General features: G+C 68.7%; 19 protein-coding genes and 2 tRNA genes. 8 read left to right on the top strand and 13 right to left on the bottom strand.

Annotation, left to right across the window (positions count from 1 at the left end):
* Positions 1-26 precede the first annotated feature (26 nt).
* The 3 genes from AOZ06_RS12280 to AOZ06_RS12270 all read left to right on the top strand — a co-directional run bounded on the left by AOZ06_RS12280 (position 27) and on the right by AOZ06_RS12270 (position 1808).
* Complete coding sequence (locus tag AOZ06_RS12280) at positions 27-896, top strand: LysR family transcriptional regulator (protein ID WP_054289547.1); 870 nt, start codon at positions 27-29, stop codon at positions 894-896.
* Positions 897-1068: 172 nt separating this feature from the next.
* The gene (locus AOZ06_RS12275; RefSeq protein WP_054289546.1) at positions 1069-1410 is read left to right on the top strand and encodes an RNHCP domain-containing protein; all 342 of its coding nucleotides are present in this window, start codon (positions 1069-1071) and stop codon (positions 1408-1410) included.
* Positions 1410-1808 carry an RNHCP domain-containing protein gene (locus AOZ06_RS12270; RefSeq protein WP_054296606.1) on the top strand — a complete coding sequence of 133 codons (399 nt, stop codon included), beginning with the start codon at positions 1410-1412 and terminating at the stop codon, positions 1806-1808. The genes AOZ06_RS12275 and AOZ06_RS12270 overlap by 1 nt, the downstream gene beginning before the upstream one ends.
* On the opposite strand, the gene AOZ06_RS12265 is transcribed toward AOZ06_RS12270, so the two are convergent.
* Positions 1809-2672, bottom strand: coding sequence for an exodeoxyribonuclease III (locus AOZ06_RS12265; RefSeq protein WP_470303344.1), 864 nt, complete (start codon positions 2670-2672; stop codon positions 1809-1811).
* A gap of 176 nt (positions 2673-2848) precedes the next feature.
* Here AOZ06_RS12265 and AOZ06_RS12260 point away from each other — a divergent pair, with 176 nt between their 5' ends.
* Positions 2849-3733, top strand: a complete 885-nt coding sequence (locus AOZ06_RS12260; RefSeq protein WP_157232986.1) for a hypothetical protein — start codon at positions 2849-2851, stop codon at positions 3731-3733.
* A gap of 1 nt (position 3734) precedes the next feature.
* Here the strand turns inward: AOZ06_RS12260 and AOZ06_RS12255 are convergent, their stop codons facing one another.
* Positions 3735-4847 (bottom strand): trans-sulfuration enzyme family protein, encoded by a 1113-nt coding sequence (locus AOZ06_RS12255; protein WP_054289544.1) that lies wholly within the window; start codon positions 4845-4847, stop codon positions 3735-3737.
* Positions 4848-4978: 131 nt separating this feature from the next.
* Here AOZ06_RS12255 and AOZ06_RS12250 point away from each other — a divergent pair, with 131 nt between their 5' ends.
* The gene (locus AOZ06_RS12250) at positions 4979-5452 is read left to right on the top strand and encodes an Lrp/AsnC family transcriptional regulator (RefSeq protein ID WP_054289543.1); all 474 of its coding nucleotides are present in this window, start codon (positions 4979-4981) and stop codon (positions 5450-5452) included.
* On the opposite strand, the gene AOZ06_RS12245 is transcribed toward AOZ06_RS12250, so the two are convergent.
* Complete coding sequence (locus AOZ06_RS12245; RefSeq protein ID WP_054289542.1) at positions 5449-6228, bottom strand: isocitrate lyase/PEP mutase family protein; 780 nt, start codon at positions 6226-6228, stop codon at positions 5449-5451. The genes AOZ06_RS12250 and AOZ06_RS12245 overlap by 4 nt on opposite strands.
* Positions 6229-6350: 122 nt before the next feature.
* Here AOZ06_RS12245 and AOZ06_RS12240 point away from each other — a divergent pair, with 122 nt between their 5' ends.
* Positions 6351-7064, top strand: a complete 714-nt coding sequence (locus tag AOZ06_RS12240; RefSeq protein WP_063810339.1) for a (R)-mandelonitrile lyase — start codon at positions 6351-6353, stop codon at positions 7062-7064.
* Between the two features lie 163 nt (positions 7065-7227).
* Here the strand turns inward: AOZ06_RS12240 and AOZ06_RS12235 are convergent.
* Positions 7228-7301 (bottom strand) — tRNA-Ile (locus AOZ06_RS12235).
* Between the two features lie 41 nt (positions 7302-7342).
* Positions 7343-7415: transfer RNA gene (locus AOZ06_RS12230), tRNA-Asn, on the bottom strand.
* 135 nt (positions 7416-7550) lie between these two features.
* Here AOZ06_RS12230 and AOZ06_RS12225 point away from each other — a divergent pair.
* Entirely contained in the window at positions 7551-7742 is a 192-nt protein-coding gene (locus tag AOZ06_RS12225; protein ID WP_054289541.1) for a hypothetical protein, read from the top strand.
* Here the strand turns inward: AOZ06_RS12225 and AOZ06_RS12220 are convergent.
* The 3 genes from AOZ06_RS12220 to dnaG are packed head-to-tail and all read right to left on the bottom strand — an operon-like array spanning position 7735 to position 10957.
* The gene (locus tag AOZ06_RS12220) at positions 7735-8490 is read right to left on the bottom strand and encodes a trans-aconitate 2-methyltransferase (RefSeq protein ID WP_054289540.1); all 756 of its coding nucleotides are present in this window, start codon (positions 8488-8490) and stop codon (positions 7735-7737) included. The genes AOZ06_RS12225 and AOZ06_RS12220 overlap by 8 nt on opposite strands.
* Before the next feature lie 32 nt (positions 8491-8522).
* A complete protein-coding gene (locus AOZ06_RS12215) occupies positions 8523-9050 on the bottom strand; it encodes a hypothetical protein (protein WP_157233775.1) in 528 nt (175 codons plus the stop codon).
* A 2-nt stretch (positions 9051-9052) separates the two neighbouring features.
* Positions 9053-10957, bottom strand: a complete 1905-nt coding sequence (gene dnaG, locus AOZ06_RS12210) for a DNA primase (protein ID WP_054296602.1) — start codon at positions 10955-10957, stop codon at positions 9053-9055.
* 12 nt (positions 10958-10969) lie between these two features.
* Between dnaG and AOZ06_RS12205 the strand changes: the two genes are divergently transcribed.
* Positions 10970-11911, top strand: a complete 942-nt coding sequence (locus AOZ06_RS12205; RefSeq protein WP_054289539.1) for a sigma-70 family RNA polymerase sigma factor — start codon at positions 10970-10972, stop codon at positions 11909-11911.
* Between the two features lie 24 nt (positions 11912-11935).
* Here the strand turns inward: AOZ06_RS12205 and AOZ06_RS12200 are convergent, their stop codons facing one another.
* The 5 genes from AOZ06_RS12200 to AOZ06_RS12185 form a co-directional block, all read right to left on the bottom strand.
* A complete protein-coding gene (locus AOZ06_RS12200; protein ID WP_054289538.1) occupies positions 11936-12505 on the bottom strand; it encodes a carboxymuconolactone decarboxylase family protein in 570 nt (189 codons plus the stop codon).
* 102 nt (positions 12506-12607) lie between these two features.
* Complete coding sequence (locus AOZ06_RS12195) at positions 12608-13714, bottom strand: serpin family protein (protein ID WP_054289537.1); 1107 nt, start codon at positions 13712-13714, stop codon at positions 12608-12610.
* Complete coding sequence (locus AOZ06_RS56155; protein ID WP_157232985.1) at positions 13711-13932, bottom strand: hypothetical protein; 222 nt, start codon at positions 13930-13932, stop codon at positions 13711-13713. The genes AOZ06_RS12195 and AOZ06_RS56155 overlap by 4 nt, the downstream gene beginning before the upstream one ends.
* Before the next feature lie 36 nt (positions 13933-13968).
* Positions 13969-15228 carry a deoxyguanosinetriphosphate triphosphohydrolase gene (locus AOZ06_RS12190; protein ID WP_257721468.1) on the bottom strand — a complete coding sequence of 420 codons (1260 nt, stop codon included), beginning with the start codon at positions 15226-15228 and terminating at the stop codon, positions 13969-13971.
* Entirely contained in the window at positions 15225-15803 is a 579-nt protein-coding gene (locus AOZ06_RS12185) for a YdcF family protein (protein ID WP_054296600.1), read from the bottom strand. Before AOZ06_RS12185 ends, AOZ06_RS12190 begins: the two co-directional genes overlap by 4 nt.
* Between the last annotated feature and the right edge of the window lie 51 nt (positions 15804-15854).

Below are 15854 nucleotides of genomic sequence, written 5' to 3'. Positions count from 1 at the left end.
TTTCACCGATGCCATAAAATCTCTTCATGACAAGTTTGCGACAACTGGAGTACCTGGTGACGGTGGTCGACGAGGGCTCGTTCACCCGCGCGGCGGAGTTGTTGCACGTCACCCAGCCCGCGTTGTCGCACCAGATCCGCGTGCTCGAGAAAGACAGCGGCGGCGCGCTGCTGGAGCGGCTGCCCCGCGCGGTGCGTCTCACGCCGATGGGCCGCGCGATGCTGCCGCACGCACGGGCGGCACTGGCCGACGCGGAACGTGCCCGGTGCGCCGCCAGGCAGGCGTCCGGCCTGGAGACCGGCGAACTGGAACTGGCCACGCTGTACTCGGTCAGCCTCGGCGTGCTGCCCGCGGTGCTGCGGGCGTGGCGGCGGCGCTGCGAAGGCGTCCACATCAGACTCTTCGAGCACCGGCACACCGACGAACTGCACGCCGCGATGCTGGCCGGGCAGGCCGACCTGGCCATCGGGCCGCCGCCCCCGGACTGGCAAGGTCCACTCTGGACGCTCGGAACCGAGGAGTTCGTCGTGATCGACCCGGAAGCGCCGCCGGGCGCGACCCGGGTCGAACTGGTGACGCTGGCGACGCGCAGCTGGGTGCACTACGCGCCGGGCCACGGCCTCGCCGACGTGCTCGACCAGGCGTGCGCCGCGGCCGGGTTCCGGCCGTCAGCGGCGGTCCGGACCGAACAGACCGCCGCCGCCCCGATCCTGGCAGCCGCGGGACTCGGGCCGACCCTCGTCCCGAACAACATCCTCCCGCCGTCCTTCGACGGCCCGGTGCTGCGGCCGGACCCGCCGGTCACACGGCCGCTCGCGGCGTACACCCGCAGCGCCCCGGACCCGCTGACCTCGGCGTTCGTCGAGACGCTGCTGGCGGAAAAATCGGTGGTCTGACCGTTCGCGGCGGTGTTACGTTGCCGGGTAGTCGAGCCGGGCCGGCAGGGCCCTAGGAAAGAGATGGCCAATGATTGTGCGTCCCGAGGGCGCCGAGTAAGCGCGTTCCTGGCGTCGTGGCGCCCTCCTTTCCGGTGATTCTGTCGAACACAGCCCGGCTTGGAGCCCAGAGTTGACCATCAAGAACCCTTATCTCAGCACGGACACGTTCACCTGCGTCCGATGTGGACTTGTCGTGTCCAGGCAGGCCCCGGACGGGCGGCTGCGCAACCACTGCCCCAGCTGCCTGCACTCCCGGCACACGTCCGGCACCGACTGCCAGTCACGGATGATCCCGATCTCGATCGCCGTGCTGCGCAACGGCGACTGGATGATCATCCACCGCTGCACGCGGTGCGACGAGCTGACGTCCAACCCGATCAGCGGTGACGACAACCAGCTCATCCTGGTGCGGATGGCGGTCAGGCCGCTGGCCCAGCCGCCGTTCCCGCTGGAAGCGTTCGGGGACCTGTGATGCCGCGGCGCAATCCGGGCCGGGGTGCGCCACAGCGGTCGAAGGACAAGCGGCGGGACAGCCCAGGCGACGCGTTCAGGTGCGTCGGCTGCCGTCTCGACGTGCCCTTCCACGCGCCCGGCACGGCACACCGCAACCATTGCCCGAACTGCCTGACCAGCCTGCACGTCGACGGCCGGATCCCCGGTGACCGGCGGGCACGCTGCCGCGGCCGGATGGTCGCACTGAGCCTGTCGGTGCGCCCGGACGGCGAATGGATGATCATCCACAGCTGCCTGGCGTGCGACGAACTCAGCGCGAACCGCGTCGCGGGCGACGACAACGCGCTCGTGCTGCTCCGGATGGCTCTGCGGCCGTTCGGGGCACGGTTGCCGCAACGAGCGTTGCTGGCGTTGTAGCTACTTCGATTGCGGGAGTTTCTTCGAGCCGCGCTTGACGGCGGGAGCGGACGGTGGCGGGACCACCGGTCCGATGTCGCCGTCAGGCGCGGTGTCCAGGTCGGCGATCACGGGCGCGTGGTCGCTCGGCCCCGTGCCCTTGCGCGCCTGCCTGTCCACCCACGATGCCTGGACCCGCGCGGCCACCGGTGAACTGGCCAGGATCAGGTCGATCCGCATGCCCAGGTCCTGGTGGAACATGCCCGCCCGGTAGTCCCAGTACGAGAAAACCCGCTTGTCCGGCCAACGGTCGCGCATGACGTCGTGCAGACCCAACGCCTGCAATTCGGCCAACGCGGCCCGCTCCGGCGGCGTCACGTGGGTCTGGTCCTTGTACGCATCCGGGTCGAACACGTCCGCATCGGTAGGCGCGATGTTCATGTCACCGCACACGACCACAGCCTCCGGACCGGCCTTCACCACGTCACGCAACACGCTCAGCCAGGCGAGCTTGTAGTGGTAGTGCTCCGAATCAGGCGTGCGCCCGTTGGGCACGTACAGCGAGTGCACCCGTACGCCGTCACAGGTCGCGGACACCGCACGCGCTTCGACGTGCGGGAAACCAGGCGCGCCAGGCAAACCCACGGTCACGTCCTCGATGCCGACCTTGGACAGGATCGCGACGCCGTTCCACTGCACCTCGCCGTTCAGCGCGAACTCGTAGCCGCGGTCGCGCAGTTCCCCACCCAGCAGCTTGGTGAACGCCTCGTCGGCGAGCTTGGTCTCCTGCAGGCACACGACATCGGGTTTGCGCTGGTCCAGCCACGGCAGCAGCCGGGGAACACGCTGTTTGACCGAGTTCACGTTCCACGTCGCTATACGCACTCCGCCCACGGTAGTCCCCCGCGGGTCCAGCCACCCGGTGGCCGCGCGGTTGTCGTGCGTGCCGCATTCCTGATCGCCGTATCGGAATGTTCCGCTCACACGCCGGGATCGGTCCTGACATGATCGTGCCAGAATCCGCGCCGAGCCATTTCCGGCAGAAACACCGAGGGGAAACCATGACACGCCGTCTGCCTGCTTTATCGCTGCTCGCCGCCGCCGCGCTGCTGGCCGGGTGCTCCATCGCCAACCCGACGTCCAGTGAGGTCTCGCTGCAGTACGGCGCGGGTCCGTTCGACTCGCGGAAATTCGTCGAATGCGAAACCGACCGGGATGTCAGCGACGTCAACGACGATCACTACTACTACCCGAACGGCCAGCGCGACTTCACCTTCGGCGACGGCGACGGCATCGACTCGGCACCGCTGACGTCCACGACGCAGGACTCGCAGGAGATCAAGGTGAACGGGACGGTGAAATTCACCCTGAACACCGACTGCTCACCATTCACCGACCCGACCGGCAAAGTGTGGCCGGGCGGCAAACTCCAGATGTTCCACGAACTGATCGCGTACAAGTACGACGCGGCGCCGACCGACGGCGGCGAGCAGATGAAACCCGGTTGGACGGCGTTGTTGCGCAACTACGTCGGTGCCGCATTGGACCGGGCCACGGACAACGAGGCGCTGAAATACCCGTGGCAGAAGCTGTACACCGACGCGCAGGCCAAGGCGAAGTGGGAAAAGGACGTACTCGCCCAGCTGCCAGAGGTGCTCAAGAGCCTCACCCAGGGCGTCGACCTGATCACCATCAACTCGGTGCTGCTGCAGAAACCGGGCATCCAGCCGGGCCTGGTGCAGGGCCTGACCGACAAGCAGGCGGCCGAGCTGCGCAGCCAGGCCGCGGACGTGGACAAGCAGGCCGCGGCCAACTTCCCCGGCGGGATTCCCGGATACCAGGCCTACCAGCAGCAGCAGGCGGTCAACGAGGCGATCAAGTCCGGCAAGGTGCAGGTGCTGCCGGTGCCGCAGGGCTCGCCGATCCTGGTGTCGCCCAACAAGTGACTCACGCCTTCACCAGCGCCTGATCCAGGTCCTGCCAGAGGTCCTCGACGTCCTCGAGCCCGATCGACAACCGCAGCAACTGCTCGCTGATGCCCGCGTCCTCGCGGGCATCAGGCGGCATGATGCGGTGGGTCAGCGAACCGGGGTGCTGGATGAGGCTGTCGACGCTGCCGAGGCTGACAGCGGGCGTGATCACCCGTACCTCGCTGACAACAGCGCACGGGTCGCCCGTCACCTCGATGGACACCAGCGCGCCGCCGATCCGTGGGTAGTGCACGCGCTCGACCTTCGGGTGATCGGCCAGCCGCCGCGCGAGCTCAGCCGCCGTGGCCGACGCCGCACGGATCCTCACAGGGAGCGTGGAAAGCCCGCGCAGCAACAGGTATCCCGCCATCGGGTGCAGCACTCCGCCGGTGACGAACCGCAGTTGACGCAGGACGCGCGCGTATTCCTCGTCGCACGCGATGACCCCGCCCATCACGTCGCCGTGTCCACCGAGGAACTTCGTCGCGCTGTGCATGGTGATCCGCGCACCGTGCTCGACCGGTCGTTGCAGCACAGGTGTCGCGAAGGTGTTGTCCACCAGCACGGGCACCGGCCCGGCGGCTTCGGTGACGGCCGCGATGTCCACTTCGGTCAGTGTCGGGTTCGCGGGTGACTCCACGACGACCAGGCCGGTGTCCGGCCGGATCGCACTCGCCACCTCGTCGGCGGCGGCCCACGTGACGAACGTGCCGAGCAGCCCTGACTCCAGCAGGTGATCCGTGGTGCCGTACAGCGGACGCACCGCGACCACGTGCGGCTTGCCCTGCACGACCGACGCCAGCAGACACGCTGACAGCGCGGCCATCCCACTCGCGAACGCGACCGCGGTCTGGCAACCCTCGAGTTCGGCGATCGCGCTCTCGAAACGCTCGACCGTCGGGTTGCTGACGCGGCTGTAGATCGGCAGGCCACCGTCCATCTCACCGGTGGCGAAGGTGTCCAGGCGTGCCGCTTCGGCAGCGCTGTCCCGCGCCGGGTAGGTAGTGGAGAAGTCCAGGGGAACGGCGTGCACGCCCAGGTCGACGAGATCGTCGCGACCTGCGTGAACTGCGCGGGTGTCGAGTGCCATGCCGGAAGCATCCCCGTCCGTTCGGCGGGGCGGCGCGCTGTCCGCACCCGGTTCGGCGGGGTGGCGGGATTGATCCCCGCGATTCGGCGAGCGGCTCGATTCCCGGGCCGCGGCCGGATACGGTTCGGCGCATGCCCGACACCGAGACCCTGGATTCGGTCGACGTCGCGATCCTCCGGATCCTGCAGGCGGACGGCCGGACAGCCAACAAGGACCTGGCAGCCCAGGTCGGCGTGGCGCCGTCGACCTGCCTCGACCGAGTGGCGAGACTGCGGCGTCTCGGCGTGATCACCGGCTACGCGGCGACCGTGGCCCCGGAAGCCGTCGGCCGCAGCGTCCAGGCCCTGCTGAGCGTGCAGGTCCAGCCACACGCCCGGCCGGTGGTCGACCCGTTCGTGCAACACGTGCTGTCCCTGCCGGAAACCGTGGCCCTGCACCACGTGACCGGGGCCAGCGACTTCATCGTGCACGTCGCGTGCAGCAGCACAGCCGACCTGCAACGCCTGGTGCTCGACGAGTACACCACCCGCCGCGAGGTCGGCCGCGTGGAAACCCACTTGATCTTCTCGACGTGGACCGGCGGCCCGGTCCTGCCGCCGCGCTAACGCTGCAACAGCCCGAAATCCGACGCCTCGATGACCCATTCGTACGTTCCCGCGGTGACGGCTTCGGCCGCTGCCCGGCGCGCGGATCCGTAGGCGGCGGCCGCGAGGTTCGCACCGAGGCTGACCCGCGCGGCACCGGCTGCGGCGAACTCGGCGATCGTGGGCGCTCCCGGTCCGGCCATGACGTTCACCGGGCCACCGATCTCAGCGACGAGCCCTTTGATGACGTCCACGTCCGTCAGCCCTGGCACGAAAACACCGTCGGCGCCGGCGTCGAGGTAGGCGACGGCACGAGTGATCGTGTCAGCCAGGTCGCCGGTGGACAGCAGGTACGTGTCGATGCGGGCGTTGACGAACAGGTCCGCGCCCGCGGCCTTGCGGACGGCACTGATCCGAACTGCCTGGTCAGCGATGGCGCGTAACGTCTGCGGACCGCCGTGCCAGGCGTCTTCGAAGTTGATGCCCACGACACCGGCGTCCCTGAACTCGGTGACGGTCTGCGCGACGCCGTCCAGGCTGTCGGCGTAACCGCTCTCGATGTCGGCCGTGACCGGCAGGTCCACGGCCCTCACAATGCGCCGGACAACCTCGAGCATGTCGGCACGTGCGAGGTTCTCGCCGTCGGGGAGCCCCAAGCTCCAAGCGATCCCGGTACTCGTCGTCGCCACCGCGGCCACTCCCGCGGCCTCGATCAGGCGAGCGCTCCCCGCGTCCCACGCGTTGGCGAGCACGAGGGGCTTGCCGGGCACATGCAGCGCCCGAAACTCTTGGTACATCACGATATCCGCTCCACTTCCGCTGATCACTCCTGTCAAGGATCACGGAGCGGCGGACACCTGTCCGGCCATATCCGGACATCACGGCCCAGACTGTACCTACTGGTATGTACACTGCGATGATGCAGATTTCCCGCACCGCGTCAGCTGCCCGGACTACCGCCCCACCGGAGTGGTTCACCGGCGAAGCCTGGATCGAGCCGATCACCAAGTCGCCCACCCAGATCGACAGCGTCCACTTCACCCCAGGCAGCCGGACGATCTGGCACCGCCACCCGTTGGGCCAGGTGCTGGTCGTGACCGAGGGAACCGGCCTGGTCCAACGCGAAGGCGGCCCCGTCGAAACCATCACCGAAGGCGACACAGTCAAGATCGCCCCGGACGAATGGCACTGGCACGGCGCGACCCCGGCCACTGCGATGACCCACCTGGCAATCGAGGAAACCCCTGGCGACGGCCGGACAACCGAACCCGGGAACCCAGTCACCGACTACCCGGGCAACACGGCCCCACCCGTCACCCGCACAACAGTGCTCGACCAGCTCCTGCCCACACCACACGCCACACACCGCGTCGAAATCCGGCGCATCACCATCGCCCCAACCCACGCGGCGGGCCTGCACGTCCACAACGGACCAGTCTTCGGCGCGATCGAAGCCGGATCGGTGATCTACCAGATCGAAGGCGAACCGGAGGCCACCCTGAACCGGGGAGACACGTTCTACGAACCCGAGGCAACCCGGATAGCCCGCTTCGACGCCCAGCAGGACGGCGTGACCTTCCTCGGCTACTTCCTGTTGCGCACCAACGAAGAAGCCGAACTCACCTTCCCCTGACCCAACCCAAGCCAGCCGAGTCAAACCCAAGCCATGCTGGTAAAGGCCAAAGCGCCCAGCGCTGGGTCAGCAGGAGCTCGCACCGTGGGGGCTCGGCCCCCAAAAGTCATGGAGTGCGACCCGGCGAAGTTGCGAAGCAACAAGCAAGGACACCCCGAGCACGTGGGGCGGGTGGGGCTCGAACCCACGGCCAAGGGATTATGAGTCCCCTGCTCTGACCAACTGAGCTACCGCCCCTGGGATACAAAGAACCCCAGGTGCACTGACCTGGGGTTTTGCTCCTCCAGCTGGACTCGAACCAGCAACCCTTCGATTAACAGTCGAATGCTCTGCCAATTGAGCTATGGAGGACTGTTCTTTGTCTTGCCGGGGATTGTCCTGGCCTGACAGGGGGTAACTCTAGCGCATGTCGCGAGGCAGGGCGGCAGGGGGGTCGTTGTTGAGGGAAGATGGTGTCACGCAGTCAACACACGGGAGGCAGTGCCGATGAAGGTGTTCCTGGCTGGACTCGCTGTTGGCTACGTGCTCGGCGCGAAGGCCGGGCGGGAGCGGTACGACCAGATCATGCGGGCGTACCACACCCTGCTCGAGCACCCCGCTGTACAGAGTGCGGCGGGGGTGGCGCGGGCGAAGATCGGCGAGAAGCTCGGCCGCAACAACCGGCAGCCGGTCAGCTGACCCGCACCACCGCGAACACTCTGCGGAAAGGGAACCAGGTGCGGCCGTCTGCCCTGCGCGGGTAGGCCTCACGGAGTGCTGGAGCGAGGTCCGCACGGAACTGCGTCCATTCGTCGCCGGTCAACGCTGCTTTGATCGGCCGGAGCGCTGTTCCGGTGACCCACTCCAGCACTGGGTCTGCGCCGGTCAGGATCTGGGTGTAGGTGGTTTCCCAGGTGTCGGTATCGCAGCCGTCGAAGAGGTCCGCGTAGCCCGTTGGTGTGAGTACCGCGTCGACTGGGCGGATGTCGACGTCCGCGAGGCGCGTGCTCCACGAACGGGTGACGAGTTCGCGGATGAGGTTGTGCGACGGCCCGTCGAAGTTGCCGGGGACCTGCATGGCTATCCATGCGCCTGACGGCAGTTCTTTGGTCCATCGGCGCAACAGCTTCGGATGTTCCGGCACCCATTGCAGGACCGCGTTGGTGACGACGACGTCCGTGTCCTGTTGGGGTTTCCAGGTGCCGACGTCACCCACATGGGCGGTTATTCCGCGCTTTTTCGCCGCGTCGACCATTTCCGGGGAGGAGTCGATGGCTTCGATGGCCGCGTCCGGCCAGCGGCGAGCGAGAGCGGTGGTCAAGTTGCCCGGTCCGCAGCCGAGGTCGACCACCCGACGGGGTGATTCTGCCTGGATGCGGGCGATCAGCTCGTAGAACGGCCGCGCCCGGTGATCGGCGAAGGTCAGGTACTTGTCCGGATCCCACATGAGCCACCTCCAGCAAACCGTACGTACGTACTTTATTGCTGGAGGTCGGTCCTCATCAAGCTCAACTTCGCGGCGACCTCCTCGGCCACGCGCTCCACGGCGTCCGCATCGGTGCCCTTGTCCGGCCTGACCTGGAGCACGATGCCATCCCGGCCAGGCACCTTGCGCTGGACGAACCACGCCCCGCCGCCCGGCAGCTCGTGCCGGTGCCGGGACGCGATCGACTTCGTCACGCGATCGTGGATGGTGTCCGGGAGTTTGCCGCTCTGCGCGAACACGAACCGCACCGGCGGCATGTCCTCCAGCACGACCGCGGCGCCGGCCTGCGACGCCTCGGTCGCCTCGATCAGCACCAGCGCACCGCCGCCCCAGGTCGCCTTGCTGATCATGTGCCAGCCGACCCGGCGTGACCCGGGCAGCCACAACCCCAGCGACGTGGCCACCATGTGCCCGCCTGATTTCACCTCGGCTGAGGTGAGCACGTACTCGCCGTCGTCGAGAGTGCCCTCGAAGTCGTCGGGGACCTGGCGCCCGGTGAGCCTGCCGACCAGCTTGCGCAGGCTCACGACGCGTACCTCCCGGCCGCCTGCTCGCCCAACGCGATGTTGTACTGCTCCATCGCCACGAGGTCACCGAACAACTGCCGGTACTCGTCGGCGTCCTCCAGCGGGTTCAGCCGCTGCAGCCGGGACTTGATGTCCGCGATCTGCCTGGCCACCAGGCTCTTGTTCAACGCCGCGATCAAACTGTCCACGTAGCGGAGGTCCGGATCGCCGTGCGAGCGCATCGCCTCCACCGACAGCTCGTTCACCAGCGACTGCACGACCTGGTGCTGACAGTTCTTGCCGACCGCGTCGAACAGTTCCGGCCCAGCGAGGCCGCAGGACGCGCCACCCGCCGCGTGCAGCGCCTTGTGCAGCTCCACGTACGCGGGCTCGGTGAACGCCTCGCCCGGCAGGCTGTCGAAATGCGGGCCGGCCAGATGCGGGACCTGCAGCGCCGCCTTCAGCAACTCGCGCTGCAGGTGCAGCTCGGGATCGTTGGGCTTGGGGCGTTGCGGGCCCTGCACCTCGATCTCCAGCGCACCCTGGTTCTTGTCGACCGGGGCGGCCTTGCGCGCCGCGGGAGCGGGCTTGCCGTTCGCGGTCTCCCTGACCCTGCGCACGACCGTCTGGATGTCGTCCCAGCCGATCCAGCCCGCCAGCTGCCTGGCGTACTCGTCCCGCAGGGAGAAGTCCTTGATCTGGGCGACCAGCGGCACGGTCCGGCGCAGCGCCTGGACCCGTCCCTCCGCCGCGTCCAGGTCGTACCCAGCCAGCTCGGCCCGGATCCAGAACTCGATCAGCCGCTGCCGCCTGGCGACCAGGTCTCGTACCGCCGTGTCGCCCTTGACCTGCCGCAGCTCACACGGGTCCATACCGTCCGGGGCGACCGCGATGAACGTCTGCGCGGCGAACCGCTGGTCCTCGTCGAACGCCTTCATGGCGGCCTTCTGGCCCGCTTCGTCGCCGTCGAAGGTGTAGATGACCTCACCGCGGAAGAACTTGTCGTCCATCAGCAGACGGCGCAACACGGAGATGTGCTCGGTGCCGAAGGCCGTGCCGCAGGACGCGACCGCGGTCGGGACACCCGACAGGTGCATCGCCATCACGTCCGTGTAGCCCTCGACCACCACGACCTGGTGCCGCTTGGCGATCTCCCGCTTGGCCATGTCCAGGCCGAACAGCACCTGCGACTTGTGGTAGATCGGCGAGTCGCTCGTGTTGAGGTACTTCGCCTGGATCTGGTCGTCGTCGAAGATCCGGCGCGCGCCGAACCCGACCACCTCACCGCCGAGGTCCTTGATCGGCCACAGCAGCCTGCGGTGGAACCGGTCGATCGGGCCGCGCCTGCCCTGCTTGGACAGGCCGGCCTTCTCCAGCTCCGCGAACTCGAAACCGCGGCTGAGCAGGTACTTCGTCAGCGTGTCCCAGCCGGACGGCGCGAAGCCGCAGCCGAACATCGCCGCGGCGGCCTGGTCGAACCCGCGCTCGGCGAGGAACTCCCGCGCCGGCTTGGCCTCCGGGCTGCGCAGCTGCTCGGCGTAGAACTCGGCGGCCGTCCGGTGCGCGTCGACCAGCCTGGTGCGCGTGCCGCGGTCACGCTGGACGCTCGCGCCACCGCCCTCGTAGGTCAGCTTGATCCCGACGCGTTCGGCGAGCCGTTCGACCGCCTCGACGAAGCTCAGGTGGTCGATCTTGCTCAGGAAGGCGATGACATCGCCGCCCTCACCACAGCCGAAGCAGTGGAACGTGCCGTGCGTCGGCCGTACGTTGAACGACGGTGTCTTCTCGTCGTGGAACGGGCACAGGCCCTTGGCCGCTCCCCCACCGACTTGGCGCAGCGCGACATACTCGCCGATCACATCGTCGATCCTGTTGCGCTCACGCACCAGCGCGATGTCGCTCTCCCGGATCCGTCCTGCCACGCTGTCCATGTTATGCCGGACGCCTACGATGCGATTGTGACGGTCAGCCTGGACGCACTCGCCGGGGAGTTCTCCGAGTACCGGACGCACCTGCTCGGGGTCGCCTACCGGCTCACGAGCACGCTCGCGGACGCCGAGGACGCGGTGCAGGAGGCATGGCTCCGACTGTCCACTGTAGACCGTTCAGAGATCAGGGACCTCAAGGGCTGGCTGACCACGGTGGTCGGCCGGATCTGCCTCGACCGGCTGCGCTCCGCCGCCGTGCGGCGCGAGCGCTACACCGGGTCGTGGCTGCCGGAACCCGTGGTCACACCCCTCGGCGGCGCGCCGGGCGAGGACCCGCTGGACACGATCGTGCGCGACGACGGCGTCCGGATGGCTGCCCTCATCGTGCTCGACAAGCTGACGCCGGAGCAGCGTGTGGCGTTCGTGCTGCACGACGCCTTCGGCGTGCCGTTCGACGAGATCGCCGAAACCCTGGGCGTCTCGGCGGCGACAGCCCGCCAGTACGCCAGCAGGGGCCGCAAGGCGGTGGCCGACGCCAATCCCCCGCCCCGGGCGTCGCTGGACGAGCAGCGAACCGTGCTCGAGCACTTCATGGCGGCGCTGGCCAGCGGCGACCTGCGGGCAGTCGTGCGACTGCTGCACCCGGACGTGGCCCTGATCGGCGACGCGGACGGCAAGGCCCGCACCGCGCGCCAGGTCATCCACGGCGCGGACAAGGTCGCCCGTTTCCTGCTCGGCCTGATGGTCCGCTACGGCCTGCCGCTGCACGAAGTCGGCCAGGCCGTGCTGGTCAACGGCGATCTGGGCGTGCTGCTGCCCGACCGGCCGGGCGACGGCGACCACCTCGACCTGACCCGCAGGGTCTCGGTGTTCGCCATCCGCGACGGGAAGGTGACCGGGTTCTACGACGTGGCGAACCCGGAGAAACTCACCCGCGTCACGCTGTGACGCCCTATTGGTACTGCCGGGCCGCTACTGGGTGAGCGGGACCCGGCAGGCGTCGCCGGACGAGAAGCCCTGTTCGGTGATGCCCAGCGCGCTGTTCATCCGGGCCCGCATGTTCTCCAGCGAGATCTGGTAGGTGAGCTCGATCACGCCCTTCTCGCCGAACACCCGCACCAGTTCGGCGACTTGCTCGTCGGTCACCTGCACCGGGGTGGCGGTCATCCCGTCGGCGTACGCGATCGCGAGCCGCTCCTCAGTGCTGAACTGGGGCGACGTCGCGTAGTCGTCGATCTCCTTGAGCCGCTCGACGTCAAGACCGTCCAGGCGTTGCAGCATGGTGCCGAAATCGATGCACCACTCACAGCCGAGCCGCACGGCGGCCCGGTAGACAGCGAGTTCGCGCACCGACTTCGGCAGCACCTTGCTGGCCTTCTCGGCCATCAGCTCGTGCACAGCGTAGGTGTAGAACACGCCGCTGTGGTGCCTGGCCACCGCGAGCGGCTCCATCAGCACGCCGTACCGCTTGGCCGCCAACCGGTAGATCACCCGGCCGAAGAACCCCGCTTTTTCCGGTGCCACACCCGTGATCCGGGACATCGTCCTGCTCCTCTCGTCGCGTTCGACTACCAGACGAGAGAGCCGCCGAGGGTGTGACAGCCGGTGCGGGGAAATGTTCCAAGCCGGTCCGGACAGCTCCTGTCAGGACGGGTCGTTGACCTTCGCCGAGAAGTACACGACACCGCTGTCCTTGTGCCGCACAAGCAACAGGAACGGCCGGTCCACCGTCACCTCGATCGGCTCGGTGACGTCGAGCGACAGCGCCCGCATCATCACGGCGGTGGCCGCGGCGCCTTCGAGTCCCTGCTCGTCGATCTTGAGCACGGCTTCGTGGATGACCGCCTGGACAGCCAGCGGGTCCTCGCTGACCGCGCTGAGGTCCGCGTCGTCGGTGAAGACCGTGCGGACCCCGAGCCGGTTCAGCGTCGGCGTCAGTTCGGCCTGCAGCTTCAGCCGCAGCTTCGGCAACCGCAGGCTCACCTTCTGGCGCTTGGCCCGGCCGAGCAGCGTCCGCAGCGCCTGAGAGTCCACTGCGGACAGCTCGCCGTCCGGCAGGAGCACGACCGCCTCCACGCCGCCGACGGCGGGCAGCGTGACGACCTGCCAGCCGGAATGCCTCGCGTAGCCCACGTTCTCGTTGAGCCACATGGTCGGCACCGAAACCTCGCCGCCGGGCGCGTTGAACGGCAGCGACTCGGTCGCGGACTCCTCGAACTTGTGCCGCCAGCCGACCTTCAGGTACAGCGCGTTGACCAACGCCGCAACGGTGTCGTGCTTGATCACGCCGGGCGGCAACAACTCGGGAATCAGCTTCCGCGTCGTCTTCGCCACGTCGGCGTTGATCAGCTCGCGGGCGCCTTCCGGGTCGCTCTCGAACGGCGCCGGGCGCACGGATCCGCTCGGCATCGCCCGCAGCGCGTCGGCGAAGGCCTCCCGGATCCGGACGCGTTCGTCCGCCCACAGGGTGTTGGCCACCTCGATCACCGGCTGCTGCTGGTCGCGCTGCGGCTCGTCGAGCCGTTCGGCCTTGCCCAGCAGACGGATCAGGTCCTCGACTTCGGCGGACTTGTCCCCGAGCAGCAACGAGACGAGCTCGTCCCTGGTCGAGCCCGCCGCTCCCCTGGCGACCAGCGCGAGCGCGCTGGCGACCGAGAACGGCGACCAGACGACGTTGTCGGCGGGGCTGCCCGCTTCGGCGAGAACGTCCTGAACAGCGACGGTGAAATCCAGATGTGCCTGCACAGTCACCGGCGCGGGTCCTCCAATGTGATCGTGTGTCCCTCCTGGGGTCGTGGTTTCCCGCCCGCGTCCGACCGCGGGCCGGTCGGCTTCGGGTGCCGCGGTTCGCGGACCCCGGCCGAGCCGCCGGTCTCACCGGGACGCCCTCGTCCGGCTCCCGCGGCCACCCGGCGACGCAGTAGCCGCCGGAGTGCTGACTTGATCGCGCGTGTGATGGGGTTGGCCATACCTCGAGTGTGCCACCGGACACAGTCCGGGGCAGTTCACCTCGAGCGAACGAGCACCGCGTGCCAGGCCACGGCCTGCGCGTCGGTCAGGGACGCCACCTGGTCGATCAGCACACGCGTGCGCTGCGCGTCATCACCCGCGTCTCGCCACGCGGGCTGGAACGCCGGTTCCAGCGCCTCCGGCGCTCGCTTGCCCAGCGCCTCGAGCAACTCGGTCAGCAGCCGGCGCTGCTGGTCCTGCATCGCCAGCCGCGCCGGGTCGCTCATCACGTACCGCAACGCCAGCGACTTCAGCAGGGCCACCTCGACAGCGGCCTGCCTGGGCACCACCAGGTCCGCGTCGTACCGCGACAGGTCCCCGTCGCCGTGGACCCGCCGGGTCTCCCCCACCGCGGCCGAGGCGAACCGCCCGACCAGCTCGCTGGTCAGCCGCTTCAACGCCACCTGCGCGCCGATCGACCCGTCGTACCCGGCCGCCGCGGCCACCGCGGGCAGGTCCAGCAGATGCGCTGCCGCCGCCTCCAGCTCCGGGAACGGCTCGGCGGAGAAGTGCTTAGCCGCGAGCTCCGCGACCGCCGCCCGTTCGTCCGCGTCGGCCAGCACCCCCAGCAAGATGCGGCCCGCGCGTACGCCGTCCTCCACGTCGTGCACCGAGTACGCCACGTCGTCCGACCAGTCCATCACCTGGGACTCCAGGCTGCACCGCCGATCCGGCGCCCCCTGCCGGATCCAGTCGAACACGACGCGGTCGTCCTCGTACACGCCGAACTTGCGCGTGCCCGGCGTGCGCGGCCACGGATACTTCACCGACGCGTCCAGCACCGCCCTGGTCAGGTTCAGCCCGGCGTCCCCGGCCTTGTGCTCCAGCCGGGTCAAGATCCGCAACGTCTGCGCGTTGCCCTCGAAACCGCCGCAGTCCGCTGCCGCCGCGTCCAGCGCGGTCTCGCCGTTGTGCCCGAACGGCGGGTGACCGATGTCGTGCGCCAGCCCGGCCGTGTCGACGATGTCGGGATCGCAGCCCAGCTCCTCCGCGATCTCCCTGCCGATCTGGGCGACTTCGAGCGAGTGCGTCAGCCTGGTCCGCGGCACGCCGTAGACCTCGGTGCCCTCACCCGGCCCGACGACCTGGGTCTTGCCCGCCAGCCTGCGCAACGCGGCCGAGTGCAGCACCCTGGCCCGGTCGCGGGAGAACGGGCTTCGCCTCGGCGGCGCCGAACCTGGCAGCACGCCGCCTTTCCGTGGCTCCTCGAACATCCGGGCCGCGTCGTGCTCGGAGTAGCGCCCCGCGCTGGTCACTGAAGATCAACGCCGATGTCGTCGGCCGGTGCGTTGAACACGCGGTAGTACAACAGGGCCCCGGTTTCCCTGAGGATGTACTTCGCCTGGGTCTGCCTGGTCTGCACGACCGGGCCGGTGTGCGTCGGCGACGTCCACGCCGACAACCCCGCGTCATGTGCCATCGTGCGGGCCCGTAAGGAATGCCACGGGTCGCTGACGATCACCGCGGAACGCCAGCCACGGTCCAATGCGGTCTTCGCCACCGCGTTGATCGTTCCCAAGGTGTCGCTGCCCTCGCCGACAACGATCACTTTGGCCCGCGGCACGCCTTTCGACGTCAACCACCGCCGACCAGCCTCGGCCTCCGTGTACAGATCGCCCGCCCTGCGCCCACCACCGGTGATGATGTAGCCCGCCACGCCAAGGTCATACAGGTTCTTCGCGTGTTTCAGCCGCGCTTCGAGAATCGGCGACGGAACGCCGTCGTACTGCGCCGCGCCCAGGACGACGACAGCGTCCGCCTTGGTCCGGTCGTCCTGCCGGGCCTGCTGCCACACCCGGTACCCCGTGCCGCCGACGACCAGGGCGAGCATCAGCACGAGGCCGAGCAGGCCCCGGGCGATCCACCTCCTGGTCCCCGTCCC

Source organism: Kibdelosporangium phytohabitans (assembly GCF_001302585.1).
In the GTDB taxonomy this organism is placed as follows: domain Bacteria; phylum Actinomycetota; class Actinomycetes; order Mycobacteriales; family Pseudonocardiaceae; genus Kibdelosporangium; species Kibdelosporangium phytohabitans.
This window is presented reverse-complemented; position numbering and strand designations above follow the sequence as displayed.

Bases quoted from the DNA above. Each gene is read 5' to 3' on its own strand.
- AOZ06_RS12280 (WP_054289547.1), top strand. From the start codon at position 27: ATGACAAGTTTGCGACAACTGGAGTACCTGGTGACGGTGGTCGACGAG.
- AOZ06_RS12255 (WP_054289544.1), bottom strand. From the start codon at position 4,847: ATGGCACTCGACACCCGCGCAGTTCACGCAGGTCGCGACGATCTCGTC.
- AOZ06_RS12250 (WP_054289543.1), top strand. From the start codon at position 4,979: ATGCCCGACACCGAGACCCTGGATTCGGTCGACGTCGCGATCCTCCGG.
- AOZ06_RS12205 (WP_054289539.1), top strand. From the start codon at position 10,970: ATGCCGGACGCCTACGATGCGATTGTGACGGTCAGCCTGGACGCACTC.
- AOZ06_RS12225 (WP_054289541.1), top strand. From the start codon at position 7,551: ATGAAGGTGTTCCTGGCTGGACTCGCTGTTGGCTACGTGCTCGGCGCG.
- AOZ06_RS12240 (WP_063810339.1), top strand. From the start codon at position 6,351: ATGCAGATTTCCCGCACCGCGTCAGCTGCCCGGACTACCGCCCCACCG.
- AOZ06_RS12245 (WP_054289542.1), bottom strand. From the start codon at position 6,228: ATGTACCAAGAGTTTCGGGCGCTGCATGTGCCCGGCAAGCCCCTCGTG.
- AOZ06_RS12200 (WP_054289538.1), bottom strand. From the start codon at position 12,505: ATGTCCCGGATCACGGGTGTGGCACCGGAAAAAGCGGGGTTCTTCGGC.
- AOZ06_RS56155 (WP_157232985.1), bottom strand. From the start codon at position 13,932: ATGGCCAACCCCATCACACGCGCGATCAAGTCAGCACTCCGGCGGCTA.
- AOZ06_RS12270 (WP_054296606.1), top strand. From the start codon at position 1,410: ATGCCGCGGCGCAATCCGGGCCGGGGTGCGCCACAGCGGTCGAAGGAC.
- AOZ06_RS12185 (WP_054296600.1), bottom strand. From the start codon at position 15,803: ATGCTCGCCCTGGTCGTCGGCGGCACGGGGTACCGGGTGTGGCAGCAG.
- AOZ06_RS12220 (WP_054289540.1), bottom strand. From the start codon at position 8,490: ATGTGGGATCCGGACAAGTACCTGACCTTCGCCGATCACCGGGCGCGG.
- AOZ06_RS12260 (WP_157232986.1), top strand. From the start codon at position 2,849: ATGACACGCCGTCTGCCTGCTTTATCGCTGCTCGCCGCCGCCGCGCTG.